The organism is Synechococcus sp. N5, assembly GCF_900473925.1.
Taxonomy (GTDB): Bacteria; Cyanobacteriota; Cyanobacteriia; order PCC-6307; family Cyanobiaceae; genus Parasynechococcus.
The window spans coordinates 1-26,428 of sequence record NZ_UCNI01000007.1 but is presented as its reverse complement, the minus strand read 5'-3'; the positions used below and the strand labels follow the sequence as shown (position 1 = coordinate 26,428).

General features: G+C 59.2%; 26 protein-coding genes and 2 pseudogenes. 17 read left to right on the top strand and 11 right to left on the bottom strand.

Annotation, left to right across the window (positions count from 1 at the left end):
• Positions 1-2 precede the first annotated feature (2 nt).
• The 4 genes from DXY03_RS08295 to proC all read left to right on the top strand — a co-directional run bounded on the left by DXY03_RS08295 (position 3) and on the right by proC (position 2,399).
• Positions 3-269 carry a PipX family protein gene (locus tag DXY03_RS08295; RefSeq protein ID WP_025362464.1) on the top strand — a complete coding sequence of 89 codons (267 nt, stop codon included), beginning with the start codon at positions 3-5 and terminating at the stop codon, positions 267-269.
• Between the two features lie 4 nt (positions 270-273).
• Positions 274-936 (top strand): YggS family pyridoxal phosphate-dependent enzyme, encoded by a 663-nt coding sequence (locus tag DXY03_RS08290; protein ID WP_115010013.1) that lies wholly within the window; start codon positions 274-276, stop codon positions 934-936.
• Positions 937-1,011: 75 nt separating this feature from the next.
• On the top strand, positions 1,012-1,578 hold the full coding sequence (locus DXY03_RS08285; protein ID WP_115010012.1) for a cell division protein SepF: 567 nt from the start codon (positions 1,012-1,014) through the stop codon (positions 1,576-1,578).
• Positions 1,579-1,622: 44 nt separating this feature from the next.
• The gene (gene proC / locus DXY03_RS08280; protein WP_244272377.1) at positions 1,623-2,399 is read left to right on the top strand and encodes a pyrroline-5-carboxylate reductase; all 777 of its coding nucleotides are present in this window, start codon (positions 1,623-1,625) and stop codon (positions 2,397-2,399) included.
• On the opposite strand, the gene cobI is transcribed toward proC, so the two are convergent.
• On the bottom strand, positions 2,396-3,106 hold the full coding sequence (gene cobI / locus DXY03_RS08275; RefSeq protein WP_115010010.1) for a precorrin-2 C(20)-methyltransferase: 711 nt from the start codon (positions 3,104-3,106) through the stop codon (positions 2,396-2,398). The genes proC and cobI overlap by 4 nt on opposite strands.
• 68 nt (positions 3,107-3,174) lie before the next feature.
• Here cobI and DXY03_RS08270 point away from each other — a divergent pair, with 68 nt between their 5' ends.
• The 4 genes from DXY03_RS08270 (at position 3,175) to DXY03_RS08255 (ending at position 5,333) form a co-directional block, all read left to right on the top strand.
• The gene (locus tag DXY03_RS08270) at positions 3,175-3,735 is read left to right on the top strand and encodes an acireductone dioxygenase (protein WP_115010009.1); all 561 of its coding nucleotides are present in this window, start codon (positions 3,175-3,177) and stop codon (positions 3,733-3,735) included.
• A gap of 21 nt (positions 3,736-3,756) precedes the next feature.
• Positions 3,757-4,140 (top strand): hypothetical protein, encoded by a 384-nt coding sequence (locus DXY03_RS08265; RefSeq protein WP_115010008.1) that lies wholly within the window; start codon positions 3,757-3,759, stop codon positions 4,138-4,140.
• A gap of 155 nt (positions 4,141-4,295) precedes the next feature.
• Positions 4,296-4,814, top strand: coding sequence for a L,D-transpeptidase (locus tag DXY03_RS08260; protein WP_244272366.1), 519 nt, complete (start codon positions 4,296-4,298; stop codon positions 4,812-4,814).
• Entirely contained in the window at positions 4,815-5,333 is a 519-nt protein-coding gene (locus DXY03_RS08255; RefSeq protein ID WP_115010007.1) for an isoprenylcysteine carboxylmethyltransferase family protein, read from the top strand.
• Positions 5,334-5,342: 9 nt separating this feature from the next.
• Here DXY03_RS08255 and DXY03_RS08250 read toward each other — a convergent pair whose 3' ends face one another.
• From DXY03_RS08250 to hpf, 5 genes are read right to left on the bottom strand one after another with little or no spacing between them, the layout of a single operon-like run.
• The gene (locus DXY03_RS08250) at positions 5,343-6,512 is read right to left on the bottom strand and encodes a glycosyltransferase family 4 protein (protein WP_115010006.1); all 1,170 of its coding nucleotides are present in this window, start codon (positions 6,510-6,512) and stop codon (positions 5,343-5,345) included.
• A gap of 32 nt (positions 6,513-6,544) precedes the next feature.
• Positions 6,545-7,924: an MFS transporter gene (locus tag DXY03_RS08245; RefSeq protein ID WP_115010005.1), complete on the bottom strand. Its 1,380-nt coding sequence runs from the start codon at positions 7,922-7,924 to the stop codon at positions 6,545-6,547.
• A gap of 28 nt (positions 7,925-7,952) precedes the next feature.
• On the bottom strand, positions 7,953-8,726 hold the full coding sequence (recO, locus tag DXY03_RS08240; RefSeq protein ID WP_115010004.1) for a DNA repair protein RecO: 774 nt from the start codon (positions 8,724-8,726) through the stop codon (positions 7,953-7,955).
• On the bottom strand, positions 8,727-9,407 hold the full coding sequence (deoC, locus tag DXY03_RS08235; protein WP_115010127.1) for a deoxyribose-phosphate aldolase: 681 nt from the start codon (positions 9,405-9,407) through the stop codon (positions 8,727-8,729). It abuts the gene before it with no gap.
• Between the two features lie 14 nt (positions 9,408-9,421).
• The gene (hpf, locus tag DXY03_RS08230; protein ID WP_115010003.1) at positions 9,422-10,009 is read right to left on the bottom strand and encodes a ribosome hibernation-promoting factor, HPF/YfiA family; all 588 of its coding nucleotides are present in this window, start codon (positions 10,007-10,009) and stop codon (positions 9,422-9,424) included.
• A gap of 11 nt (positions 10,010-10,020) precedes the next feature.
• On the opposite strand from hpf, the gene lipB reads away from it, so the two are divergent.
• From lipB to queA, 9 genes and pseudogenes are all read left to right on the top strand, one after another.
• Positions 10,021-10,719 carry a lipoyl(octanoyl) transferase LipB gene (lipB, locus tag DXY03_RS08225; protein ID WP_115010002.1) on the top strand — a complete coding sequence of 233 codons (699 nt, stop codon included), beginning with the start codon at positions 10,021-10,023 and terminating at the stop codon, positions 10,717-10,719.
• A 28-nt stretch (positions 10,720-10,747) separates the two neighbouring features.
• Positions 10,748-12,661, top strand: a complete 1,914-nt coding sequence (locus tag DXY03_RS08220; RefSeq protein ID WP_115010001.1) for an AMP-binding protein — start codon at positions 10,748-10,750, stop codon at positions 12,659-12,661.
• Between the two features lie 92 nt (positions 12,662-12,753).
• Entirely contained in the window at positions 12,754-13,197 is a 444-nt protein-coding gene (locus DXY03_RS08215; RefSeq protein ID WP_115010000.1) for a YlqD family protein, read from the top strand.
• A 579-nt stretch (positions 13,198-13,776) separates the two neighbouring features.
• Entirely contained in the window at positions 13,777-14,493 is a 717-nt protein-coding gene (locus DXY03_RS08210) for a DUF4956 domain-containing protein (RefSeq protein ID WP_136987669.1), read from the top strand.
• 77 nt (positions 14,494-14,570) lie between these two features.
• On the top strand, positions 14,571-16,796 hold the full coding sequence (locus tag DXY03_RS11890; RefSeq protein WP_136987668.1) for a hypothetical protein: 2,226 nt from the start codon (positions 14,571-14,573) through the stop codon (positions 16,794-16,796).
• Positions 16,793-17,461, top strand: coding sequence for a VTC domain-containing protein (locus DXY03_RS08205; protein ID WP_115009998.1), 669 nt, complete (start codon positions 16,793-16,795; stop codon positions 17,459-17,461). Before DXY03_RS11890 ends, DXY03_RS08205 begins: the two co-directional genes overlap by 4 nt.
• Positions 17,462-18,285: 824 nt before the next feature.
• A pseudogene (locus tag DXY03_RS08195) lies at positions 18,286-18,533 on the top strand (DUF1651 domain-containing protein).
• Between the two features lie 146 nt (positions 18,534-18,679).
• Positions 18,680-20,011: a dihydrolipoamide acetyltransferase family protein gene (locus DXY03_RS08190; RefSeq protein WP_115009996.1), complete on the top strand. Its 1,332-nt coding sequence runs from the start codon at positions 18,680-18,682 to the stop codon at positions 20,009-20,011.
• Positions 20,012-20,023: 12 nt separating this feature from the next.
• Positions 20,024-21,124, top strand: a complete 1,101-nt coding sequence (queA, locus tag DXY03_RS08185; RefSeq protein WP_115009995.1) for a tRNA preQ1(34) S-adenosylmethionine ribosyltransferase-isomerase QueA — start codon at positions 20,024-20,026, stop codon at positions 21,122-21,124.
• 75 nt (positions 21,125-21,199) lie between these two features.
• Here the strand turns inward: queA and cysK are convergent, their stop codons facing one another.
• From cysK to DXY03_RS12820, 5 genes and pseudogenes are all read right to left on the bottom strand, one after another.
• Positions 21,200-22,186, bottom strand: coding sequence for a cysteine synthase A (gene cysK / locus DXY03_RS08180; protein ID WP_006850945.1), 987 nt, complete (start codon positions 22,184-22,186; stop codon positions 21,200-21,202).
• Between the two features lie 93 nt (positions 22,187-22,279).
• The gene (locus DXY03_RS08175; protein WP_115009994.1) at positions 22,280-23,737 is read right to left on the bottom strand and encodes a PLP-dependent transferase; all 1,458 of its coding nucleotides are present in this window, start codon (positions 23,735-23,737) and stop codon (positions 22,280-22,282) included.
• Positions 23,734-24,876, bottom strand: coding sequence for a PLP-dependent aspartate aminotransferase family protein (locus DXY03_RS08170; protein ID WP_115009993.1), 1,143 nt, complete (start codon positions 24,874-24,876; stop codon positions 23,734-23,736). The genes DXY03_RS08175 and DXY03_RS08170 overlap by 4 nt, the downstream gene beginning before the upstream one ends.
• Positions 24,877-24,985: 109 nt before the next feature.
• Positions 24,986-26,374 carry a photosystem II reaction center protein CP43 gene (psbC, locus tag DXY03_RS08165; protein WP_011364942.1) on the bottom strand — a complete coding sequence of 463 codons (1,389 nt, stop codon included), beginning with the start codon at positions 26,372-26,374 and terminating at the stop codon, positions 24,986-24,988.
• Positions 26,358-26,428: pseudogene (locus DXY03_RS12820) on the bottom strand (photosystem II protein D2); the annotation flags it as partial. The pseudogene DXY03_RS12820 and the gene psbC, both read right to left, overlap by 17 nt.

Here is a 26,428-nt window from a genome sequence, read left to right as displayed (position 1 = left end):
GCATGGCGTCCGAGCGATATCTGAACCACCCCACCTTCGGGATGCTCTATCGGGTGGCTCCGGCAGGTGAGGGCCGTGACGTCTACGCCACGTTGTATGCCCAGCGCATGTTCTTCCTGGTCACCCTGCAGCCCCGTGGCGCCCAGTTCGAAGTGATTCCCTACGGGGATGCGCGTCACCACGCTGAGGTGCATCTGGGCCGTTGCCGTCGTGATGGCTCGGACGACCTGGAGTCCTGGAGTCAGCTGTTCGATCAGACGTTCATCTGAACCCTTGACCGATTCCTTCGCGGCGCGTTGGCAGGTGCTCCAGGCAGCCCGCCCCTCTTCATCCAGGCTTCTGGCCGTGAGCAAAGGGCATCCAGCCGCGTCCGTGCGTTGCGTGGCGGAGCTTGGTCAGTGTGATTTCGGGGAAAGCCGCGTGCAGGAGGCTCTGCCGAAGCAGGAGGAGCTGATCGATCTGAACTTGCGCTGGCATTTCATTGGTCGCCTGCAAAGCAACAAGGTGCGGCCGGTGGTGAAGGCCTTCGACGTCATTCACTCGGTGGATTCTCTGGCGCTGGCCGAACGGGTGTCGCGCATCGCCGTGGAGGAGGGTCGTCAACCTGAAGTGCTGCTGCAGGTGAAACTGCGGCCCGATCCCAGCAAAGGGGGGCTGTCGGCCGATGAACTCGGTGCCATTTGGTCTGATCTGCAGGCTCTGCCGGGGTTGCGGATCTCGGGTCTGATGACCATGGCGCCGCTCGAGATGGCCCTAGGGCAGCGCAAGGCGTTGTTTGCCGACTGCCGTGCCCTGGCGGATCGGCTGGCCTTGGCGGAGTGCTCGATGGGGATGAGCACGGACTGGAAAGAGGCTGCTGAAGCGGGCAGCACCTGGCTCAGGATCGGTTCGGCCCTGTTCGGTCCGAGATTGGTGTCAACAGACGCTGCGAATTGACTTGCCCCGCCGCAGCGAAAACGGTATCCAGGGACATGGTTTTCGAACCACATTCAGACCGAGAGGAATCCCAAGGTGTCGCTGATCTCCCGTCTCCGTGCCGTCGTCGCTGGCGATGACTATCTCGATGGCGAATTGGATGATTTCGCCTACGACGACGAGCAAGATGACCAGGACCATCGCGCCCTGCAGGCTGACGGTGGTGCACTGGCCACCATTGGAGACTCCAACCCGTTTGACCTGGGTGGTGATCTGCCTGGATCCAACGTGATCGGCATGCCCGGCATCAGCAATGCTGTGTCCGAGGTGAATGTGATGGAACCCCGCAGCTTCGATGAAATGCCTCGGGCCATTCAGGCGCTGCGGGAGCGCAAGACGGTGATCCTCAACCTCACGATGATGGAGCCCGACCAGGCCCAGCGTGCTGTTGATTTCGTTGCTGGTGGCACCTTCGCGATCGATGGACACCAGGAGCGCGTCGGCGAGAGCATCTTCCTGTTCGCCCCCAGCTGCGTCACCGTGACCAACACCGGTCAAGACGAAGCCTCGGCTCCAACGGTGGTGAGCCGTGAGGCCGATGTGGCGGATGTCGACGAATCCGCCAGCGCACCTTCGCCCGCCTGGGGGGCAGCCGCTCTCTGAAGCCCGCAGTGCAGCCTGCTTTCGGTGTGATCGGCCTGGGTCGCATGGCTCAGGCCCTTGTGGTTCCTCTCCTGGAGCGTGGACGGATTCCGGCCGACCAGCTGTTGGCGGTGGTCGGAGGATCTGGCTCCCTTGAGCAACGACGTAGGGGCCTTCCGGCTGGCATCGGTTTGGTTGCGGCTGATGACCCTTCCGCTCAGCAGGTCTGGACGGCTCCGATCCAGCTGCTTGCGGTGAAGCCGCAGCAACTCGATGCTGTTGCGGCAGCTGCAGCACCTGTTGTGGGTCAACCGCTGTTGATTTCTGTGTTGGCGGGGGTGTCTCTGGCGCGGTTGCAGCATTTGTTTCCCGGTCATCGCTGTGTGCGGGCGGTGCCCAACACCCCTGCGCTGGTGGGAGCTGGTTTGACAGCTCTGGCCTGGGGGGAGGGGATCGACCAAGGGCAACGGGATCAGGTGCGGCAGCTGTTCGCCGATGTGGGCGAAGTTCTGGAGTTGGCGGAAGCCAAGCTCGATGCGTTCCTTGCCCTCACCTCGTCGGGCCCTGCCTTTGTGGCCTTGGTGGCGGAAGCCATGGCCGATGGGGCTGTTGCCGCCGGTCTTCCCAGGGACCTGGCCCTGCGGCTGAGCCACCGCACCCTGGCTGGAACGGCTGAGCTGCTGGACCGTCGCAATCTGCACCCTGCCCAGCTCAAGGACATGGTCACCTCCCCGGGGGGCACCACCATCGCCGGCGTTCGCGCGCTCGAACGCATCGGCCTGCGCTCCGCCTTGATCGAAGCAGTCGTCGCTGCTGCGGAACGCAGCCGAGAGCTGGCCTAGGGCAGCACCTCCGGCCAACCCTGCCGGATCAGCAGCAGCGAGAAGTAGGGGCGAGGTTCGGCCGCAACGGCATCCGCGCAACAGATCTGCTGGTCGGGCCAGCCGACCCGCTCGGCAAACAGTGCTTGTTGCAGCAGGCCTCGCTGCTTCAGCAGGGGTTGCACCCAACTCCAGCGCCGACCCAGCTTCAGCAGGGCCAGAACTTGTCCCGTTGCCGCGGCGGTGTCCAGCACCCGCTCCAGCTCCTCGGGTGTGTCGGGGCAAGGGCGCAACAGCAGTTGGTCCTGCTGCAGAGCGAGGGGCCAGAGGCCCGCAGCCGCGGCTGCCGAGCAGGAGGTGATGCCGGGAATCACGCTGATGGGACATTCGGGCCACGCCTGACGCAGGGCCAGCAGTACGTAGCTGCAACTCGCAAACAGCGAGGCATCTCCCTCACACAGCAGTGCCACCTGCTGGCCGGAACGGATGGCCTGCTGCAGCTCCTGCGCCGCTGATCCCCAGGCGGCGCGCCGCGGTTCGGCGGCTTCCACCATCGGGAACAACAAGGGCAGACGCTGATGGTCGCTGCGGATCCAGGCCGCGGCGATTTTGGCGGCCATGCTGTCGGCCCCCGGTCGTCCGACCGGGTAGGCCACCACCTCCGCTTGGCGGATGGCTTCAACGGCGGCCAGGGTGAGCAGGGAAGGATCGCCGGGGCCGACCCCCACCAGTGTGAGACCCCCAGTCGTGGCGGGATCGATGATGGTCAGCAGTCGATGCGCCCGGGGTCCAGACGATGAGTCGTCTCAGCATCTTTCCAGACGAAAGCTCAGCCCATGCTGTGAATGGGCCCATGCCTGCGCTGGAGAGCAACGATCCGGCCGTGATTCAGTCGGAGCTCAGCCGCCGGGGTATCGGCTTTGAGCAATGGCCGGCGGAGCAGGGTCTGCCGGAGGGGGCCGACCAGGCCACCATCCTCCAGGCCTATGCCGATGCGATTGCCCGGGTTCAACGCGATGGCGGTTACGCCACGGTCGATGCGATTCGGATGACGCCGGATCACCCCGATCGCGAGCCCTTGCGCCGCAAGTTCCTTGAGGAGCACACCCATGCTGAAGACGAAGTGCGCTTTTTTGTGGAAGGGTGCGGCTTGTTTGTGCTGCACATCGGTTCCGAGGTGCTCAGCGTGCTGTGCGAACGGGGCGACCTGATGCGGGTCCCTGCCGGGACCCGTCATTGGTTTGACATGGGCTCTCAGCCTCAGTTCTGTGCTGTGCGTTGGTTCAACAACCCCGAGGGATGGGTGGCGCAGTACACCGGCAGCAGCATCGCCCAGCGATTTCCCAGGCTTGACTGAGGGGGCGTTCCAGACACCTTGATGCGTCTCCACCGCTTCCTTGCTGCGCTGTTGCTGGGTCTGCCCATGGCAACACCCACCCCTGTTGCTGCCGAGGATGCTCCTTTGGCACCCGAGGTTCAGCGCCGGGTTGCCGTGGTGGTGCTGGCCCGCCGCATTCGCGGCTATGCCGCCATGGCCAAGGCCAGCAGCGACTGTCAGCTGGAGAAGGGGCGTCTGCCGCGCCGCCAGGCCAGCCAAGCCCTGGCGATTTCGCTCGAGGAGTTGGGCATCAGCCGGCGCGTGCTGACCAATCCCCTTGTGGTCGCCGTCAGCCCACACCTGCAGCGCCTGCTGGATGACAGCTGCGCCCTGGATCCCACCAAGGAGGCTGAAGCGCTGCGGCTGGCCGAAAACGAGCTCTGAACCTTTTCTCGAGCTGGGTCTCAGAAGGGGACAGTGAGAGCGCTGGCTTTTATTTCCTCAGCGAATAAAAACCGCCCATAGGGTTCCGGCCTGTTTGCCTGGCTGCTGTGGTCGTTCGGTCGTGTCTCGCGTTGAAGCTGCTGGCGCTGTTGGTCGTGCCCTGTTCTGCCACTGAGATGGATCTGGCCTCTGCCTCCAGGTTTTCCACCACTTCGCCATCCATCTCCACCTCCGCCAATGAGTCGGTTTTGGTGCTGAACCGCACCACGCGATCCCTCCCGCGCACGGGCGACCCCATCTGGAGTTTGCGTTTGGAAACCCCTGGTCAGCCCGTGCAGCACTTCGATGCCGTCAGCGGTCGGGCCCACCGTCAGAACGCCGATCGCCATCGCTCCGGCACCCGCGCGCCGCTCCCCGCCGGTCGCTACGTCCTTGGGCCGGTGGAGCCCCTGGGTCCCGCTGATCCAAAGGAACTCGGGCCGATCTGGATTGGGATTGAACCGCAGTTCCCCACGGGGCGAGGCCATCTGGGCATTCATCTCGACCCCAGTGCCAACCGCAACGCCAACAGCGGCACGCTCGGCTGTGTTGGCTTGATTCGCTGGGACGACATGCAGACCCTGGCGGGTCTGGTGCAGCGCCGTAACGTCCGAACATTGGTGGTGAGCGAGTGAATGTTCTCCGATTGGGGCTTCAGTTGGGGCGGCTGGTTGGACAACCGTCGGGGTGAGTGGTGGCTGCTGGCCCAGCTGCTGCTGATCACGGCCCATCTGCTGCCGGTCTGGCCAGCTCCCGCCAGCTTCGGTGTGGCGATTTGGCCCAAACCCTTGTTCGGGCTGGGCCTGCTGCTGTTGGCTTTTGGCCTGTTTCGGGCCCTTGAGGCGTTTCGCTGTCTCGGGGCCAGCCTTTCGCCGTTGCCAGCGCCCAAGCCGGCGAATCAGTTGATCGCCACAGGCTCCTACGCCATCTGCCGGCATCCCTTGTACCGGGCGGTGTTGCTGTGTTCCGCAGGAGTGGTGCTGGCCACAGGCAGCCCGCTCCATCTGTTGCTGTTGGTCAGCCTGGCGGCTGTGCTGCGGGGCAAAGCCCGCTTCGAGGAGCAGGGGTTGCGGGCGCTGCATCCGGATTACAGCCAATACGCCGCAGTCACCTCGGCGATTGTGGGCTGGGTTCCTGGCTTGGACTGGCGCTGATCGCCTGGCTCATGCGGCGACCGTGCTGGTTTGCATCAGGTCGGCATAGAGCTGTTCGAGGGCGTCGATGTTGCTGGAAATCGTGTAGCGCTCCAAGGCGCGGAGCCGAGCTTTGCGGCCTAGTTCCGCGGTCAGCACCGGCTGGTCCCTGAGCACCGGTAGCAGTGTGCGCAATTGGGTGGTGACGCCCTGGGTGCTCAGCACGATTCCCGCCCCTTGCTCCAGCACCTCGCCATCGGCACCGGCATCGGTGGCCACGCAGGCTGTTCCGCTGGCCATCGCCTCCAGTAGGGCCAGCGACAGGCCCTCCACAAGGCTTGGCAGGATGAAGACCTCAGCGCACTGGAGCAGTGCAACCCGGGTGTCCAGGTCTGGCTCGTGGCCCCACCAGAGGATCCGATCGTCGTTGAACTGGTTCATCAGGCTGTTGCGCAGCGGCCCGTCGCCGACGATCACCAACCGGCAGCCCTCCGGTGAAACCAGCCGCCAGGCCCGCAGCAGGGCTTCAACGTTCTTCTCCGTTGCCAGGCGTCCCATGTAGAGGAAAGTCCGTTCTCGGCCCAGCCGTTGCCGCACCTGCTGATGCATCAGCGAAAGGGTGCCGGGGCTGGTGGGGCACCAGCGATCGGGGTCCACACCATTGGGAATCACCGTCAGTCGATCGGCGGGAACGCCCAGGCGCTCGAGAAAGTCCGCCTGAAGCTGTGAAAACACGATCACCCGGTCGTAGCGAGCCAGGGCCGGTGCATACAGCTGGTATGTGAGCTGTTGGGTGCCCGCCGTCAGGTTGCGCAGGCCTGCATCGAAGGGGGGATGAAAGGTGGCCACCAGGGGAACGCCCAGCTGCTGACAGAGCTCCGGCAGGCGGAAATCCAGGGGTGAAAGGGTGAGGCTGGCGTGCACGAGATCGGGCTGCAGCCGCTCCAGGGACTCCCTCAGCTCCCGCTGTGCCCCGGGGGAAGGGATCGTGTAGACCTGCGATTTGACCAGATAAGGCAGGCTGACGTCCGGATCGTTGGCCAGCAGCGATGTGTTGTCGCGCTCGGGGCTGCGCGGGTTATCGAAATGGATGAAGTGCACCTGATGCCCGCGTTTGCGCAGGGCCTCCGTGGTGCTGATCCCGTAGGACACATTCCCGCAGAAGGGAGACTTCTTGCCGAGCCACGCAATCTGCGCCAAGCGGGTTGGGCCTCCTCAGGCGAAACGGCAAGTTAGCAGCGTTGCCACGGCCGTTCGATCAACGCTGCCACCAGGGCCAACCCCGCCAGCAGCCACAGCACCGGTTGGAGACCAATGCTGCTCACCAAAGTGCCCGCCAGCACCAGCGGCAGGCTCAGGGCGATGTTGATCAGGTTGTTCTGCAGTCCAAACACCCTGCCGCGCTCGGTTTCGGGGGTTTCTTCCTGAATCGTGGTCTGGGCTGGGATCGCCACCAGAGCTGCTCCGATGCCCAGGATTCCGCAGAGGCTCAGGGTGAAGGCCAGGGATCCCCGCAGCTGGCTGAGCAGCACCAGGGTCCAGGTGATGGTTCCCAGGCCTGCTGCCGTGAGCCGGCGGCGGCTGAACCGATGGCCCAGCTGGGCGATCACCACAGCTCCGATTGCCATGCCCAGTCCACTCATGGCCAGCAAGGCACCAAAGCCTGAGGGCCCCAGGTTCTCGATCAGGGCAGCCAGCTGGAGCGCCAACACGTAAAGCGCTGCCAACAGGCTGTAGAGCAGCACCAGATGAATCATGGCGCCACGCACTGAAGGCACCCGGCGAAGCACCTGCAATCCTTCGCCGATCTCCGTCCACACCGATGTATTGGAGGGGGGCTTTGGGGCTTCCTGCAGCTTCAGGCGCGACAGGCTGAGGGCCGCAAGGCCGTAACAGAGCGGGAGCAGCAAAAACTCGCCGCCATCGATGCCGATGATCGCCAGGCTGCTGTGCAGGGCACGAAGAATCGGTTCCCCCAGCGCGAAGCCCAGGATCGTTGCCCCCATGCTGGTGGCTTGATAGAGGGAGTTGGCCGCTAACAGGTGATCTCCCGGCACCACCACAGGAATCGTGGCCTGTTCGGAGGGGGCGAAAAACTGGGTCAGGATTGACTCCAGGAAGGTCATGCCCACCAGCCCCCAATAGCCCCAGGGCAGACCAAGCCAGATGGGCCCCGGCAGCAGACAGAGCGGTGCGAACACCACCAACAGGGCTCGGATGGCGTTGCTGGCCACCATCACCCGACGCTTGGGCCAGCGGTCAGCCCAGACCCCAGCCACCGTTCCCAGCAGCATGGCCGGGATGGTGTTGGCCACAAAGATGCCTGTGGCCAGGAGGGTGATTACCTGGGTGCGTGTGCTGATGTCGAGGCCGTAATCCGAGGCCATCTCCGCCAGCACGCCGCTTCCCTGCCCCTTCAGCAGCAGGTGCTGATCGATCAGGAAGACCATCAGCACGATGTAGAACTTGTCCGCCAGCTGGGAAAAAATCTGCCCCAGCCAGAGTTTGCGGAAGTCCTTGAGGCGCAGCACGGCTTCCAAGCCACGCTTTCCCTCCGGGTTGCTGCCGGTAGGCAGAGCGGGTTCAGGGGTGGTGAGGCTCGGTCCGCTCAAGGGGCAATTGCATCGCGGCCATGATGGCTCACGCGCCTGCCAGGAGCGTCTCTCGCAGCATGGCCAGGGCTTTGCTGGGTCGGTTCAGATGCGTCCGGCTCCAGATCTCAACCACCCGCAGCAGCCGGCGCCACACGGCTGGGGGGCCCATCAGCTCACCGTCCCGGCGACGGGGCAGTTCGGCCCGGGTCAGTCGCTGGAGCAGGGCCAGTTCGGAGGGATTCAGCTGAATCGCCGCCCCGGGCTGCTCATCGATCGCAAAGCCGTCCTGCGGCAGAAGGCTGCAGCGCCAGTCCCACTGGCCAAGCGGTGGCTCGAGGGGATCGCCCGTGATGCAGCAGGTTTGCAACGGCAGTCCATAACCCCCCAGGGTGAGCAGATGGATGCAGGCCTGGACCGTGCCGGCCAGCACCAGCTCCGGGTCAGCTCGGTGCTCCTCCAGGCGTTCCAGGTGCAGCTGCATCGTGCCTAGCAGCCCGTCCACAGGGTCCTGGGCCGCCAGTTGAAGGCACAGATCACAAAGCGCCTGCGCCGCAGCCAGGGTTTCCAGCTGTTGCCCGAGGCCGGAAAAACTGCGCAGCACCCGCAGTTGTCGCACCCGGTCCAGGCCGCTGCGTCCTCCCACCTGCAGTTCCAGCAGGGTGAGGGGGGCCGCGGCGGCCAGACTGCTCTTGGGGCGGCGCGCTCCGGGAACGGCGAAGCGACTGACGCCCTCCGCATCACTGAGCAGGCTCAGCAGGCGGTCGTGCTCGCCGAGGGGTCCCACCTTGAGGGCGAGTCCGGTGAGGCGTCGTTCTGCCATTCAGGCCGCGGGGCGGCGCTGGGCCTGCAGAAGAGCCGGCGCGCTGCTGGTGCCCAGCAGATCGGCCCCCGCCAACAGCAGGTCTCCTGCATGGCTGAGGCTGTGGATGCCACCGGCTGCCTTGATGGCGCAGCGTTTGCGGATCAGCTGTTTCAACGCAAGGATCTGATCGGCATGGCAAGCCGGGCCAAAGCCGTTGCTGGTCTGCAGTCCCGCAGCGCCAGCATCAATGGCGGCCTCCACGGCCAGTTCCAGCTGTTCATTCTCCAGACGGGCCATGTCCAGGACGGCCCGCACGGGAAGCCCCAGCTCGCAGAGGGCGGCGAGTTCCTCGGCAAACGCGCCTGAATCGCCGTTCGCCAAAGCGCTGAAATCGGGCACGACATCGAGTTCCTGGGCGCCATGGGCGGCACACCACTCCGCTTCCGCCAGCTTGAGCTCAGCGGGAATGGTTCCGAAGGGAAAGCCGATGGCCGCCACCAGGCGAGGACCTGCGTCGGTCGTGCCGATGCGCTCCCGCAGCAGCGGCAGCTGACGCGGTGTGGTGCAGATGGCCCGCACGCCCTCCTGCATCCCGGAATCACAGAGGGCTTGGAGCTGGTCCCGGGTCAGCAGGGGGTCGAGGATCGCCTGATCAAGCCGGGGGGGGAGGTCGGGGAGCTCTTGGGCTGGATCAGCCATGGCGGGCCGGGAGGTCACTCACGAGCCTGAATCACCCCATACCCACCGTGGTTGCGGCGGTAGATCACCTGCAGCTGATCGCTCTCCTTCTCCCGGAACAGATAAAAGTCGTGGTCGATCAGATCCAGTTGGCGGCGTGCCTCCTCAAGGCCCATGGGCGGCATGGCGAAATATTTGCGTCGCACTCCCGGATCCGGCAGTTCCGCCTCACGCCCTTGCAGAAGGGAGGCTTCAACGGTGGATGCATCGTTGACCACATCCGTGCTGGGGGTGTGGCTGGCGCTGTGGCCGTGGCTGTGGTGGTGATCGCTGTGGCGTTCCTTCCAGCGACGCAGTTGGCGGGCCAGTTTCCCAGCGGCCAGATCGATGCTGGCGTACAGGTTTTCACTGCGTTCCTGGGCGCGGATCACCGTGCCGTTGGCAAAGACCGTCACCTCGGCGGTCTGCTGCGGCACCCGGGGATTGCGGGCCACGGAGAGATGGACGTCGGCCTCGCGAACAGCATCACCGAAGTGCGATGTGGCCCGCTCCAACTTGGTCTGGGTGTAATCCCGCAACGCCGGCGTGATCTCGAGGTTGCGACCATGGATCAGCAACTTCATGCCTCACTCCTGTGCCGGTTGTTATCGGCAAGCTAGTTACGGCGCACGATTCGGCCCACCCCCAGCGTGCATTTCTTTTCGAGCCCGGTGATCCGGTTCGATTCGATGCCGCCTGGTCGGCGCAACAGCGCTGGCAAAGCACTCTTCTTGCTGATCCATCTGCTCCGGAGGCGGTCTGGATCCTGCAGCACCAGACCTGCTACACCCTTGGCCGTGGTGCCAGCGAGGAGCACCTGCATTTCGATCCCACTGACCCACCGGCACCCCTGTATCGGATCGATCGGGGCGGGGAGGTGACCCATCACCTGCCCGGCCAATTGGTGGCCTACCCGGTGTTGGACCTTCAGCGCCGCACGCCCGATTTGCACTGGTATCTGCGTCAGTTGGAACAAGTCGTTCTGGATGTTCTGGCGGAGTTGGGCCTGGAGGGTCAGCGTCTGCCGGGGTTGACCGGCCTCTGGTTGGACAACCGCAAGGTTGCCGCCATCGGTGTGGGCTGTCGCCGCTGGATCACCCAGCACGGCCTGGCCCTGAACGTTGATTGCTCGATGCAGGGGTTTGAGCGGGTCACCCCCTGTGGGCTCACCGGTCGTGCGGTCGGGCGGCTTGCGGACTGGTTGCCAGGGCTGACGTCGGCTGAGGTGCAGCCGTTGCTGCGGCAAGCCCTGGCCCATCGTTTCGGTCTGGTCTGGGAGGAGGAAGCGAGATAGACCTGAGCTGTTTGAACCCCCGCCTCAGATGACGGCCAGCTGGAGCCCGACAACCCGTGAAACGGACGCTTTGCAGCGTCATGCCCACGTTCAGAAGTTGCAGAGGGTCGATGCGGTGTGGCCCTGGCTCGCCGACCGCCACGGGCTGATTGCCGCCGTCGATGCGCCCCATGTGGCGCATCCCGAACGCTTCAATTTCGGCGAACTGGCGGAGCGCATCGCCACCGCTGCCGCCGCCTTCAGGCGCCATGGCGTGAACGATGGCGATGTGGTGGCTCTGTTTGCTGAGAACAGCCCCCGCTGGCTGGTGGCGGATCAGGGCCTGATGCGTGCCGGTGCCGCTGATGCCGTGCGCGGTGCCTCGGCCCCGGTGGAGGAGCTGCGCTACATCCTTTCGGATTGCCGGGCGACGGCCCTGGTGGTGCAGAACGCTGATGTGTGGCGTCGTCTGGCCCTTCCCCCAGAGCAAAGGGCTCAGCTGCGTTTCGTGCTTCAGCTGGAAGGGGAGCCTGCCGAGAGCGCCATGGGCTGGGAGGCGTTTCTGGCGTCAGGGGCCGGCCTTGATCCCGTTGGCCCGGCGGGGGGGCGAGACGCCGTGGCCACTGTTCTGTACACCTCGGGTACGACCGGCCAACCCAAAGGGGTCCCGTTGACCCACGCCAACCTGCTGCATCAGATGAGCTCACTGGCCTGTGTGGCCTATCCCGATCCCGGTGCTCCGGTGCTGAGTGTGTTGCCCATCTGGCATGCATACGAGCGCAGTGCCAGCTACTTCTTCCTCTCCTGCGCCTGCACGCAGACCTACACAACCATCAAGCAACTCAAGAAGGATCTGCCGCGGGTCCGGCCGATCGCGATGGCCACCGTGCCGCGGCTGTGGGAGGCGGTTCAGGCTGGATTTGAGGATGTGCTCAAGACCTTCCCCCCCTCCCGGCAGCGCCTGCTGCGGGCGGCGTTGGCCAACAGCGCTGCCCAGCGCAAAGCCGTGCGCACGGCGCGCAACCTCCTGCTGGAACCGGTGTCAGCGGCCGGTCGGCTGCGTGCCTGCGGCTCCGCGGCGCTGCGCTGGCCCCTGCATGCCCTGGCCTCGACCTTGATCTGGCCGAAGCTACGTCGCCAGCTCAGTGGCGGTCAGCTCGCCTATCCGATCAGTGGTGGCGGTGCTATCGCCCCCCACATCGATGCCTTTTTTGAAGCCGTGGGGATTGAGCTGTTGGTGGGCTATGGCCTCACCGAAACCAGCCCTGTGGTGAGTTGCCGCAGGCCCTGGCGCAACATCCGCGGCAGCTCCGGGCTGCCGATGCCCCAGACCGAATTCCGGATCGTCGATCCCGACAACGGCCAGCCCCTGGGCTTCCGGCAACGGGGGCGGGTGATGGTGCGGGGCCCCCAGGTGATGGCGGGCTACCTCGGCAAACCCGAGGCCAGCGCCAAGGTTCTCGATGCCGCGGGATGGTTTGACACCGGCGATCTCGGCATGCTCTTGCCGGATGGTTCGGTGGCCCTCACCGGCCGGGCCAAGGACACGATTGTGTTGAGCAGTGGCGAGAACATCGAGCCCGGCCCCCTGGAAGAGGCCCTGGTGGCCAGCCCCCTGATCGAGCAGGTGATGCTGGTGGGTCAGGACGAACGCCAGCTCGGTGGCCTGATCGTTCCCCGTGCTGAGGCGATCGTGGCCTGGGCGGCTGAAGCCGGCGTGAGCGTGGCGCAGGATCTGGGCGGCCAACCCGGTGATCCGGCCCTGCTTCGTTTGTTGATGCGCGAATGCAACCGCTTGCTCAAGCAGCGGTCGGGTTCCCGGGGTGATGAACGGCTGGCCGGGGTGGTGCTTGTGGATCCCTTCAGCATTGAGAACGGACTCCTGACCCAGACCCTGAAGCAGCGCCGTGATCGCATCACCAGCCGCGATCAGCAGTTGATCGATGGCCTTTACGGACGTTGACCGCGGCTGACGAGGGTTGGGGTGTGGTCGGTTGTCCGGTGATTGACCCCACGTGAAAGGGCTGACACGCTTTGGCCGTCTCCCAAGAACCCATGTCCGACGGCACCTCCCTGACGATCAAGCGTCCGATCACCGTCCGCGCCGTCGTGACGCCCACCTGGAAAGAAGAAGCAGAGCGCGAGCTCAGCAATGGCATTGCCACCGCAGACCAACAGCTGGCTCAGCTGGAACAGGAAGGCCAGGACGTGGTGGACCAGGTGCGTCGCCAGAGCGCCAACCCGCTTGACCCCCGCGTGCAGGATCAGGTGGCGCAGATTCAACAGCAGGTAGCGGCAAAGCGCGCTGAGCTGGAGGAGCAGAAGCGCAACCTGCTTCAGCAGCAGGCTCAGGTGCGTGAGCTGGAGATGGACCAGATCGTTGAACAGGGTCAGCTGGAGAGCAGCTGTGAACTGAAGGTTGGCGACAACCTGGTGCAGAAGATGCAGGTAGCCATCGTTGTGAAGGATGGTGTTGTGCAGTCGATTGAGCAAGCCTGATCGGCTTGCCTCTGCTGACTCGTAAACTCTCCGAATCTGCCCGCCCGGAGACGGGTTTGCCGGCCACAGATATTCTCTAATTTGCCAAACTACAAGTCCTTTGTGGGTTGAACAAAGGTTGGGCATTTCCAGTTCTCACGCCCAAAATCGAATTCAAGGAAGAGATCCTGAATGTAAGAGCAGTTGAAAGGTACACGAACCCTTTTCAGGGGGGATATTCAGTTGCTTTATCAGATACTTGGAACTTTTATTAACTTCATCTCCTCCGATGAGATCATTAGGTTCTACTTTCATGGATAGTCCAACAGGCAAGCGAGTTCCTAGCTACATTCGTGATTCTCGGGCTTTAGTGAGACGAGAAATGAGGCAGGTGTACGACCCCCCTAATGTAGCGCTTTTAGGAATTATGCTATGATGAAGATTATGCGATTTAGAATCACATGAATTTTGGAAAACACATGCCTCATGTCTACCTAAACTTGTTACCGATTTCAAGCAGAAATAAACGTAACGCAGCGATTAATTAAGAATTATTCAGCCTTACAAGCGCTTTAATTGATTCAAATCTTCACAAGCATTATGCCCAACTTTCTTTTGAGTGAAATATCAATCCCAAGCGATCAATTATCCGAATCGATTACTCTTACTTTAAGGCAAGGGTTGATAATAACTTTAGTTGCATTAGTGTGTGGTTTTATTGTACGTAAACTTTATTTGAACTATACATTAACTTACTCTTCGCCTAGGGGATTTGCAAACACTCTGGCTATGGTGCTCCTTAGCGTAAGTGCTCTAATAGCGATAGTTAAGTCATCATTAGCGTTGTCACTCGGTCTTGTCGGCGCGTTATCTGTAGTCAGATTTAGGACAGCCGTTAAGGAACCCTTTACATTATCTTTCATTCTCTGGAGTGTATGCCTAGGTATTTCAATTGGAGCAGAGCAATTTACTTTTACTGCTTTGATACTAATAGCAGGAGCTTTGATAATTTTCATGCTTTTCAGAAAAACAATCTTACCGTCAAAAACAAAATCAGGTAGTTACATCAACCAATTTGTTTCAGACACATTGTTGTTATCGACAGAAAAGCCTTCATCGATCTACAGAGCATTTGACACACTTTCGAAACATATTAAGTCATTCAATGTAAAGTCTCTATCTTCCACTTCAGAAAACACTTCAGCTGTCCTAATGCTAAATATTAGTGATACAAAAGAGCTCGAATTGATAACAAAAGCTCTAGAGCAAGATCCCGAAATAATTTCTTTCTCTTTCTACAATAATGCGATCGAATGAAACCATTTTTTAATAACGAATCGTTCTATATTACCATTCCCGCAAGCTTACGCTTTCTCAAGCGGCACTATTTAATTGTGTCTGCATTTGCGGCATTTTCACTCCTTGGATATGATATTTACAGATTTAAATTAAGCCCCTATTCTTCAATCGTCTATCAAAGATATGTTGATTTAAAGCGTCTAGCAAATTCTGAACTAACTATACATGATATTTCCCGATATATTCAAGAGTTATCCAGCTTTAATCAAAATAATGCAAATATCCCGACAGTAAAATTATCTATTAATTATAAGAATCTTATGAATTTAGAATGTCAACGTCGCGAAAAAATGAAGAATAACAATTGCCCAGGCTATACTTATATGCAATCTAAAGGAACATTGATATCTGATTACAAAAAATTCCGAGTTAAATTAAGACCAAAGGGTGATCGCAAATTACATTACGAGAACCCTAATGACTTTTCAACAAAAGTTGATATCAGAGGGAATCCTAGATTATGGGGAATGGAAGAATTTTCAATACAAGATCCTATTATAAGAAATTATACTTATGAAGCTTTCTCTAGCAAAGCTTTAAGAGACGAGGGAATAGTCACCCCTAGGCACTATTATGCAAAGCTATATTTAAATGGCGTAAATAAAGGCATCAAGCATTTTGAGGAGAACATAGCTAGAGAATTAATCGAAAGCAATGCACGCCGCTATGGACCGACATTCTCTTTAAACGAATTATCTCAGCAACCAAAAACTTTTGAATTGCAAGATAGAAAATATTGGTCAGAGTCAAATCCGGAAATAGCACGTCACGGCTTACATCTATTGAATAAAATTTACACTGATCCACAATTACTAAGAGAGAATATACTGGTTGACAAATGGGCAAGATACTTTGCTTACATAGATGTTTTTAATTTATATCATGGCTCCGTCAGGAAAAGCGTTAAATTCTACTTGAATCCAGTTTATGGCAAAATAGAACCTGTTTTTGTGGATGGTCACACAGGCGCAGGATCATTCAAAGATTTTCTATTAATAGACTTTCTGACAAAAGAAAAGCCAAGATGCGAATGGATTTGTAAAGATAAAGCTTTTTATGAAGTATTTCTGGGGACCAAGGAACAGCCCAATGAAGAATTTGTACGTAGATATCTTTATCATTTAAATTATTATTCAAGCAAAGCTTACGTTGCAAAGTTTCTATCGTATGTTGACATGTATTCCAATGTAAGAGGAGAATTATATAGAACCTTTGCTCCCTCTGACTCTATATTCTATAAATCTATTGTTCCTCACGTTCTTTTATTGGATAAGATAAAAAATCGAGCACGTAGCATACGTGTAAAGCTGCCCTCAATTAACAAAGAAGTTGCAGCGTATGTAAATCTCATGGATACCGCAAGCGCTGATGATCGGGAGATTCAATATTTTTCTGGTAAGGTATTCATTACTTCCGATACAATTTACAAAGATAAGACTATATTTTTCAATTCAAATACAAAATTTATTATTTCCCCAGGGACAACTCTCTCATTTAAAAACTCGACAATGAAAGCGTCAGGCAATACACAAATATTTCTTAGTGGAAAAAAAAGTTCTATGGTTGTTTTTGAAAATATTTCAGGTAAGCTCGAAAAGCTAACAGCTAATAAATTAGGGGTCAATCCTAGTGATTTTAAAATCTTGCATGGAGGTCTCAACTTTATTAATTCAAGCCTTGTTATCAACGAGTTGACTGTGCGCAATTCATATAGTGAAGATGGTGTTAATTTTATCGATAGTGATATGAATCTTAAGTCAATTAAACTTGAAAATATTCAATCAGATGCTATTGATTCTGATTTTTCTAAACTTAAAGTTGATAGTATTGCATGTTCGAAAGTGAAAAATGACTGTTTAGATATATCTTTCTCTGAAGCCTATGTAGGCACATTGGCTGCGAATAACATTAAAGATAAGGCGGTGAGTGCAGGAGAAAAATCTAGCCTCAAATTAAAAAGTATAAACATCACTAATTCTGAAATAGGAATCGTTGCCAAAGACCAATCCACGGTCAATATCGATACGATATCTTTGAGTAATGTCAAAGTTCCTATTTCTTTATTTGTAAAAAAGCCTGAGTTTGGATCTCCAGAACTCATCATTGCAAATAAGTTTTCTGAGACTTTGCTGTCTCGCTCCTTAGTCTCTGATGACTCAAAGTTTATTGTCAATGGTCAAATTACTAATGGTATATACTCTTCAAAACAGGTGCTTGGTAAACTATATGGAAATGAGTTTGGGGCAAAAACAATTCGATGAAAAGATACGAAAAAAAATATAGCTTCATTCCGACTTGTACTGATAGTCTTGAGCTTTCGCTGGCAGAGCAAGGTTTTATTTCTGAATATGAGCCAAGATTAATCACCAGTTTTTACTATGATAGCTGTGACTTTTCCTTATACTCAGATTCCATTCATGGAAATGGAAGTCGCCATAAATTCAGGGCACGATTCTATAACTTAAATAATAACTGCACTTTAGAGGATAAAGTTCGTGCTTTCGACACAGGCTATAAATTAAATGGTGATCGTCTGATTCTCTCAGATTCTTGGTGTTCAGTATCTTATTCCGATAATACAGATCTTAAATACGTCACAATGCAAATACCTGAGTCGATAAACACAATATACACACCAAAAGTCGTTGTTACTTATTTTAGGAAATATTTCGTAAGTTCAATTAAGGCGGATTTGAGAATCACGCTCGATTCAAATATCCGCCATGGAAGAATATTGAATATTCGTGCTGGTGCGAAAAGATTTGCCGCTGAAATCTCGGCTTTCGCTAGTCGAAATGTTTTAGAAGTAAAACATTCAAGCTCGAAAGAGCAATTTTCGTCTATTGGAGTTTCAGCTTTTGCAGCAATTAACTTGGTTAGCGAAAGGCACTCTAAATACTGCAATGCGGTTGCTGCTCTTTATTAAGCCAAGAAGGTGATACTTAGGCAATGAATCTTGCATCGATCTGGAATCTTAAATACTCACCTAGCCTAAATGGCTCAAATTAATTTTGAAGTCTTTTTCTGAATGTTTTTCTGATAGTACTTCTAGGCTAGCTATTGCTCTTTCAGGAACTAGGTCCCGAATGTCAATTGACAGAACTTCATAGATCCGACCTGCTGTCCAGTCCAGAACCTCAGAGATAAGTCGCTGCTTCTTAGGGATTCGCTACTGGATCAGGGACCTTTCCTAAGGAGAAAGTACTTTGGACTTCCCTGCACGATTGACTTTGTGAAAGACAGACAAAGGATTCATGGGTTATCTATGACAATCTCTTTAATAAGACGCCAATTGGCAACCACCTTCAAGCCCTAGGTTGAACTTTCGCGGAAAGACCAACCAAAGATCTCAGTGCCAGATAAGGTGCCGGTTTTTAGAGGTTCAATAGGGGCTCGCGTGAGACAGTCTTACGACGTAGTTTCGCCGAGAAGGTCAACGACATCCCTCAATAGGGAAAATTTATTGGACCATCACTCGAAACACTGGCTAGTACGTCTGCACTAATTACGAGAGGGTTCGATTGTCGAAGAGGAATGGGACTTCGTTGACGGTTTGAAGAGCACCAGGTCGTCTTGCGTCTGTATGACCTGCCAGCACTTATCCTATGTCTGCGACCAGCACTGCCACACGCTGCTGACCTGTGGTCTTCAGCGTCGTCAGGTTCCTCATGGCGAGCATCTAACGAAGAGGTGCCGTAACTGGATGGTCCGCAGAGAGGCGGAAGTGGGTTGGTGCCCGGAGGTGGCGTGATGAGAGAGGGATGGTTGATTGACGGCGACGACCGTTGGATATGGCGGTTCTGGCGGGATGAGAGTGCTTGGGTTCGTGACCCAAAGGTTTTCTAGATAGGGGGCGACTGCTTCCTGGCGAAGTACCCCTGCTGAAAGAGCGTCGTTATCTACGGAAGGAAGACGCAGAGCGAATGTGGAAGACCCTTCAAGGTCAGGGATGGAGACCGTTGAAAGAAGCGGCGTGGGGTGCTGGGGCGAAGATTTGAGTAGGGGACAGGGCGGAGGGTTCTTTCTGCCCTGCTTCCAAGTCGTAAAATCCACCCACTGAACGCCTGTTTCGGGGTCTGATTTCGGTCAGATTGTTGGAACAAGCGTTGGAACACCCCCTTCAATCCCAGTCAGGAGCAGGACATTGGCGACCACGGACATCTTCATGCCTGCCCTCAGCTCCACCATGACGGAGGGGAAGATCGTGGAGTGGCTGAAACAGCCCGGAGACAAGGTGGCTCGGGGCGAGTCGGTTCTTGTCGTTGAGTCCGACAAAGCGGACATGGACGTTGAGTCGTTCCAGGACGGCTACCTCGCAGCGGTCCTGATGCCTGCTGGCAGCACGGCACCGGTGGGCGAAACCATCGGTCTGATTGTCGAAACCGAAGCTGAGATCGCCGACGCGCAGGCCAAGGCCCCCAGCGCCCCTGCATCGGCTCCGGCCCCAACGCCAGCTGCGGTTCAGACCCCAGCTCCGACTCCTGCCCCTGCACCGGCACCTGTTGCTGCCCCTGCACCGGCACCTGTTGCTGCCCCTGCACCGTCGGCACCGGTGGTGAACGACGGTCGCATCGTTGCCAGCCCCCGGGCCAAGAAGTTGGCCTCCCAGATGGGTGTGGACCTGGCCACCGTGCGCGGCAGTGGCCCCCACGGCCGGATTCAGGCGGAAGACGTGCAGCAAGCCTCCGGTCAGCCCATCTCCGTGCCCCGGGTGGCGGAAGGAACCGCTCCAGCTGTTTCCTCGGCTGGCGCTGCAGCAGCAGCGGCCCCGGCAGCGCCGGCGGGCAACAGCTTTGGTCGGCCCGGCGAGACCGTGGCCTTCAACACCCTCCAGGGTGCGGTGAACAAAAACATGGAGGCGAGCCTTGCGGTTCCCTGCTTCCGCGTCGGTTACACCATCACCACCGACAAGCTGGATGCCTTCTACAAACAGGTGAAGCCCAAGGGCGTCACGATGACGGCGCTGCTGGCCAAGGCTGTGGCCGTCACCCTGGCGCGTCACCCCCAGGTGAATGCTGCTACTACCGCTGCCGGCATGGCCTATCCAGCCGACGTGAACGTGGCTGTCGCCGTGGCGATGGAAGACGGCGGCTTGATCACGCCGGTGCTGCGCAATGCCGACCGCACCGATCTCTACGAGATGTCGCGCCAGTGGGGCGATCTGGTCAAGCGCTCCCGCAGCAAGCAGCTGCAGCCGGAGGAGTATTCCACGGGCACCTTCACCCTCTCCAACCTCGGCATGTTCGGTGTTGATCGCTTCGACGCGATCCTTCCCCCAGGCACCGGAGCCATTCTCGCCGTCGCTGCATCACGCCCCACGGTGGTGGCGAACAAGGACGGCTCCATCGCCGTCAAGCGTCAGATGCAGGTGAATCTGACGGCGGATCACCGGGTGATTTACGGCGCCGACGGTGCCGCATTCCTCAACGATCTCGCCGATCTGATCGAGAACCGTCCAGAAAGCCTGGCGCTCTGACCGGTCGCCCGCGTGCCTGACCCCAGGGACCTGCAACTCAGCAGTTACGACTACCCGCTGCCGCCTGAGCGCATCGCTCAGGCACCGGTCGAGCCCCGCCACAGCGCTCGCTTGTTGATGGTTCCCCCCCAGGGGGAGCCATCAACGGATGCCGCTCATGGCCAGGTGTGGGATCTGCTCGAGCAGCTGCAGTCTGGTGATCTGCTGGTGGTGAACGACACCCGGGTGCTGAAGGCCCGCCTGGCGGTGCGCCGTTCCGGGGGCGGACTGTCCGAGTTGCTCGTGCTGGAGCCGCGGGGGGAGGGGCGCTGGCTTTGTCTGGCCCGTCCTGCCAAGCGCATGCGGCCTGGCGACACCCTCACGATTGATGGCACCTCGATCAGCCTGACGGTGCTTGCGGAAGACCCCGCCAGTGGTGGACGGGTGGTGCAGTTCCCCAGTGATTGCAGGGATGCCGAAACCATTGAGGGTTTGCTCAATGACGTGGGCGAGGTGCCTTTACCTCCCTACATCGAACGGCATGACCCCAGCGACAGCCAGCGTTATCAGACCCGTTACGCCGATCGCCCCGGTGCGGTGGCGGCCCCGACGGCGGGGTTGCATTTCAGTGATGAACTGCTGGCGGGCTTGCAGCGGAAAGGGGTGGATCTGGCCCGGATCACCCTGCATGTGGGCCTCGGCACCTTTCGCGCCGTTGAAACGGAAGACCTCACCACCTTGGAGTTGCACAGTGAATGGGTCGATGTCAGCCCTGCTGTGGTGGAGGCGGTGCAGGCTTGTCGAGGCCGGGTGATTGCGGTGGGCACCACGAGTGTTCGTGCCCTAGAGGGGGCCGCTCAAGCCCATGGCGGTGTCCTCAAGCCCTACACGGGGCCGGTGGATCTGGTGATTCAGCCGGGCTATCAGTTCAAGGTGATTCAAGCCCTGCTCACCAACTTTCATCTGCCCAAAAGTTCTCTGCTGCTGTTGGTGAGTGCCCTGATTGGCCGGGAAACCCTGTTGAAGCTCTACGCTGAAGCGATTGAGAGGAGCTACCGCTTCTTCTCATATGGCGATGCCATGTGGATTGATGCAACGGCGGTGCAGCCCCATGCCCGCCCACCAGCACGCTGAGACCTGAACGGTTCACGGTGAGGCCATAAAAAAAGCCCCGTCAACGACGGGGCCAAGGCTTTTGGTGGAGCCAGCTCAAACAGCCACCGGTTGCTCGATGATGCCGGTAGGCACTTCAGCGAACATCACCGAGGAGAGGTAACGCTCGGCCAGGTCGGGCAGCACCACCACGATGGTTTTTCCGGCGTACTCATCTTTCTCGGCCAGACGAATGGCGGCTGCAGCTGCGGCGCCGCAGGAGATGCCCACCAGCAGGCCTTCCTCCTGGGCCAGGCGCAGGGCCATGGCAACGGACTCCTCGTTGGTCACCTGCTCCACCTTGTCGACCACGGAGAGGTCGAGGTTCTGGGGGATGAAGCCGGCGCCGATGCCCTGGATTTTGTGAGGACCGGGTTTGACGGCCTCACCGTTCATGGTCTGGGTGATCACCGGGCTGTTGGTTGGTTCAACGGCCACGGATTCGATCGCCTTGCCCGCTTCATTTTTGATGTAGCGGGAGACGCCGGTGATGGTGCCACCGGTGCCGACGCCGGCCACGAGCACGTCAATGGCGCCATCGCAGTCGTTCCAGATTTCAGGACCGGTGGTCTTGAAGTGGATTTCGGGGTTGGCGGGATTGTCGAACTGGCCGGGCATGAAGTACTTGGCCGGATCGCTCTCAGCGATTTCCTTGGCCTTGGCGATCGCACCGGGCATGCCTTTGGCGGCCTCGGTGAGGATCAGTTCAGCCCCGAGCACGGCCATGACCCGACGCCGCTCGATCGACATCGACTCAGGCATCGTCAGGATCAGCTTGTAACCGCGGGCCGCGGCGGTGAAGGCCAGAGCGATGCCGGTGTTGCCGGAGGTGGGCTCAACAATCACCTTGCCCTTGGTGAGCTTTCCGCTCTTTTCGGCGTCCCAGATCATGTTGGCGCCGATCCGGCACTTGACGCTGTAAGCGGGGTTGCGCCCCTCAACCTTGGCCAGCACAGTGGCCTTGCAGTTTTTGGTGACGTTGTTCAGCTTGACCAGCGGGGTGTTGCCGATGGCCTGGCTGTTGTCGTCGTAAATGCGGGACATGGAGCTGCTCTAGAGGGGCCCGAAGAAAACAAACTAATGATCGAAAGCCTCTCCTCACCCGGTTGTTAAGGGCTTTTTCAGAGTCTCACCGGTCTATTGGTCAGCAAACGCTTGCTTAAATCGCATCCACAGCGCCTCGGGGTCTTCCAGACCGACGGACACCCGGAGCAGATCAGCCGGCACACCGCATTGCTCCGCCCAGCTCAGTTCGTCGTAGTGGGCCAGCTGGGTGTAGGGGCACACCAGGCTGAAATCGGTGCCAAGGCTGGGGCCTTTGCTGATCCGAAGCGCGTCGTAAACCCGTTTGGTGTGCTCTTGGCCTCCCTTCAGTTCAAAGGAGAGCAGGCAGCCGTGGCCAGCTCCGCTGCGCATCAAGGCGCGGAAGTTGGGGCAGCTCTTTGGATGCAGCACCCGCTGCACGGCTGGATGGGCTTCGAGCCGTTCCGCCAGAAGCAGGGCGTTTGCATCGAGTTGCGGCACCCGCTGGAGCACATCCCGGCTGGCGATCTCCAGGGCGATGGCATCGGCATCGCTGAGGGGGGCGATGGCTGGAACCGCCGCCAGCAGGGAGGCCGCCCAGGTCGACTGCGGGCTCACCAGCACACTGCCAGCCATCACATCACCGCGGCCGGCGAAGCTCTTGGTGAGTGAGGTGAAGATCAGATCGGCGTAGGGCAGGGCATTGAGGTTGATGCCGGTGCCGATCGTGTCATCGGCAATCACTGGAATGCCGCGGCTGCGGGCCAGGGCCGACACGCCCGGCAGATCCATGCAGCGCAGCAGCGGATTGCTGGGCAGCTCCACAATCACGGCCGCCGGCTGGAGCTGATCCAGGGCCGTTTCCACCTCGGCGAGGCTCTGCGGTTGCAACAGCTCGCCACCGTGAAACACCACCTGCGGCTGCTTCAGCACATCCACATAGGGGAAGCCCAGCTGCAGCGTGGGCTTCTCAGGCCGCAGCGTCTGGATGGCGCTGAGGGCCGCATGCAGGCCGGCCATTCCCGCTGGATGCAGGCTGATTTGCTGGGCGTCGACGCCATGGATGGATGCCAGGCGCTTTCGAATCAGCTCGCGGGCCGCGTCGCCGGATGTGCTGCTGGGGGATGTCTCTTTCCCCAGGGCGATGGCGGCCTGGCGGGAGGAGAGGCCCAGGCCGGTGTGCTGCCAGAACGCTTTGGCATGGGGGCTCGCCGCTGCATCACTGCGCATGCAGGTCAGCCCAGCAATGGCGATCAGCTCCGAGCGGCTCTTCGGTGCCTTGCGTTGGCAGTGGGCCAGGGCTGCCTGGGCTGCCGCTTCGGTGGGGTAGGGCCAGACCGAGGTGCCTGCAAGCTCCGAAGGCTTAACCAGTTGTCGGATCAGCGGATGCAGGCCGAAGCGGGGATAGATCGTCTGCAGGGCATTGCGGCAGGCCGGATCCTTCTCCTCGTAGGCGACCACATCGCGCCATCGCGGCAGCGCCACAGACACCGCATGGGGGGAGTCGGGCAGGGGATGGCCGAGATCAGAGCCCTGCCAGGCCGGATCGCTGAGCAGATTGCGAGGACTCACGCCAGCAGCTCCAGGGCCCGGTCCAGATCGGCCTGCAGATCGGCGAGGTCTTCGCAGCCCACCGATAAGCGCACCAGGCCATCGTCGATGCCCAGCTTGGCCTTCACCTCAGCCGACACCGCGGCGTGGGTCATGGTGGCGGGGTGGCAGATCAGGCTTTCGATGCCGCCCAGGCTTTCGGCCATGGTGAACCAGCGCAGTTGTTTGCAGAGGGCATAGGTCTGCTCCTGGCTGGCGTTGAAGCTCACCGTCACGATGGCGCCACCGGCACGCATCTGACGGGTTGCCACCTGATGCTGCGGGTGATCACTGCGGCGGGGGTAACGCACCCAGTTCACCTTGGCGTGTCCCGCCAGCTGATCGGCCAGGGCTGCGGCGTTGGCCATCTGCTGCTTGAGCCGCAGCGGCAGGGTCTTGATGCCCCGCGTGATCAACCAGCAATCAAAGGGGGAGGGCTGCAGGCCCAGGGCCTTCTGGGAGAACACCATCTTCTGGTGCCACTCAGGATCGTTGGTGCACACGGCTCCCCCGAGGGCATCAGAGTGGCCGTTGATGTACTTGGTCGTGCTGGTAAGTGAGAGGGTGGCGCCCAGCTCCAGAGGGCGCTGCACCAGGGCGGTGGCGAAGGTGTTGTCCACCACCACGGGGATGCCGAGGGGTTGGGTGATGGCGCAGACCGCCTCCAGGTCGATCACCTTGAGCAGAGGGTTGGTCGGGCTCTCCAGCCACACCATCGCCGGCTTCTGGGCTTTGATCTGCTCCAGTGCGGCCGGCTGGGTGAAGTCCACCCACGCGGTTTTCAGGCCGAACTTGGCGAATACCTGCTCGAACAGCCGCACGGTGCAGCCGTAGAGGTTCTCTTCGCAGAGCACCAGATCGCCCTGCTTCAGCTGGGAGACCACGGCGGTGATGGCGCTGACGCCGGAGGCGAACACGGTGGCGTGGGCGCAACCTTCAACCGAAGCGAGCACCCCATCAAGGATGCGGAAGTTGGGGTTGCCGGAACGGGTGTAATCAAATCCGCCAGCGTTGCCATGGGCAAAGGTGCTGGTGGGGAAGATCGGCGGCATCACCGTGCCGGTGTCTCCCGCAAAGCTGTCGCCGTGGTGGATCACCCGGGTGTTCAAGCCTGTGTTCACGGACGATCCATCGATTCGGACAGGCTAAGAAATCGCCTCTCCCATCCCAATAAAAAACCCCCACCGTGTGGCGAGGGTTGATGACGATCGTTTGGGTTGAACCGGTGAATCAGTCGAGGTCGGGCATGCCGAGCACAGGCTCAGCCTTGCGGTCGATGCCTTTCTCGAATCCAGCAGCAGCAGCGCGAGCGCGGCCGGCGTGCCAGAGGTGACCAACCAGGAAGAAGAAGGCGAGCACGAACTGCGTTGCACCCAGCCACTGGCGGAGGTTCACGTAGTTCACCGAGTTTGGTTCGGTGATGATGCCGCCCACGGAGTTGATCGAGGCGTTGGGAGCGTGGGTCATGTACTCAGCCGCACGGCGCACTTGCCAGGGCTGAATGTCGTTCTGCAGCTTGTCGAGGCTGAGACCGTTGGGGCCACGCAGGGGCTCCAGCCAGGGACCACGGAAGTCCCAGAAGCGCATGGTTTCACCGCCGAAGATGATTTCACCGGTGGGTGAGCGCATCAGGTACTTACCAAGGCCGGTGGGGCCCATGGCGGAACCGATGTTGGCGCCAAGGCGCTGGTCACGCACCAGGAAGGTGAAGCTCTGAGCCTGGGATGCCTCAGCGTTGGTGGGGCCCCAGAACTCGGAGGGATAAGCGGTGTTGTTGAACCAGATGTAGGCCGAAGCGATGAAGCTCATGAAGCTCAGAGCGCCAAGGCTGTAGCTCAGGTAGGCCTCACCGTTCCAGATGAAGGCGCGACGCACCCAGCCGAAAGGCTTGGTGATGGCGTGCCAGATGCCACCGAAGATCAGGGTCAGACCCAGCCAGATGTGGCCACCGATGATGTCCTCCATGGAGTTCACACCGATGATCCAGCCCTCGCCACCGAAGGGAGCGCGGAACAGGTAACCGAAGATCACTCCCGGATCGAGGGTCGGGTTGGTGATCATGCGGACGTCACCGCCGCCGGGGGCCCAGGTGTCGTAGACGCCGCCGAAGAACATGGCCTTGAAGACCAGCAGCAGGCAGCCGACGCCCAGAAGGATGAGGTGATAACCAATGATGTTGGTCATCTGGTTCTTGTCACGCCAGTCCTGGGAGAAGAAGGAGGAATAGTTTTCCAGGATCTCCGGACCACGCAGGGCGTGATAGAGGCCGCCGAGGCCGAGCACGGCGGAGCTGATCAGGTGCAGGACACCGACCACGAAGAATGGGAAGAGATCAGTGACCTCACCGCCGGGTCCCACGCCGTAGCCAAGGGTGGCGACGTGGGGCATGCAGATGAAGCCCTGCTCGTACATGGGCTTGTCGAAGGTGAAGTGGCTCACCTCGAAAAGCATCATGGCGCCGGCCCAGAAGACCATCAGACCAGCGTGGGCCACGTGGGCACCAAGCAGACGGCCGGACAGGTTGATCAGGCGAGCGTTGCCGGACCACCAGGCATACCCGGTGGAGGGAAGGTCTTTGCCGCCAGTGGCGCCAAGACCGGGATTAGAGAGCGTTACCACGGGGCAGAACCTCTTCAGGGAAGACGAAGTTTTCGTGCGGCTGGTCAGCCGGTG

Coding starts and splice junctions, on each gene's coding strand:
- recO (WP_115010004.1), bottom strand. CDS start 8,726: ATGGCAGAACGACGCCTCACCGGACTCGCCCTCAAGGTGGGACCCCTC.
- DXY03_RS08265 (WP_115010008.1), top strand. CDS start 3,757: ATGCGTCTCCACCGCTTCCTTGCTGCGCTGTTGCTGGGTCTGCCCATG.
- DXY03_RS08255 (WP_115010007.1), top strand. CDS start 4,815: ATGTTCTCCGATTGGGGCTTCAGTTGGGGCGGCTGGTTGGACAACCGT.
- cysK (WP_006850945.1), bottom strand. CDS start 22,186: ATGTCCCGCATTTACGACGACAACAGCCAGGCCATCGGCAACACCCCG.
- hpf (WP_115010003.1), bottom strand. CDS start 10,009: ATGAAGTTGCTGATCCATGGTCGCAACCTCGAGATCACGCCGGCGTTG.
- proC (WP_244272377.1), top strand. CDS start 1,623: ATGGCTCAGGCCCTTGTGGTTCCTCTCCTGGAGCGTGGACGGATTCCG.
- DXY03_RS08215 (WP_115010000.1), top strand. CDS start 12,754: ATGTCCGACGGCACCTCCCTGACGATCAAGCGTCCGATCACCGTCCGC.
- DXY03_RS08220 (WP_115010001.1), top strand. CDS start 10,748: ATGACGGCCAGCTGGAGCCCGACAACCCGTGAAACGGACGCTTTGCAG.
- DXY03_RS08270 (WP_115010009.1), top strand. CDS start 3,175: ATGAGTCGTCTCAGCATCTTTCCAGACGAAAGCTCAGCCCATGCTGTG.
- DXY03_RS08210 (WP_136987669.1), top strand. CDS start 13,777: ATGCCCAACTTTCTTTTGAGTGAAATATCAATCCCAAGCGATCAATTA.
- DXY03_RS08205 (WP_115009998.1), top strand. CDS start 16,793: ATGAAAAGATACGAAAAAAAATATAGCTTCATTCCGACTTGTACTGAT.
- DXY03_RS08295 (WP_025362464.1), top strand. CDS start 3: ATGGCGTCCGAGCGATATCTGAACCACCCCACCTTCGGGATGCTCTAT.
- deoC (WP_115010127.1), bottom strand. CDS start 9,407: ATGGCTGATCCAGCCCAAGAGCTCCCCGACCTCCCCCCCCGGCTTGAT.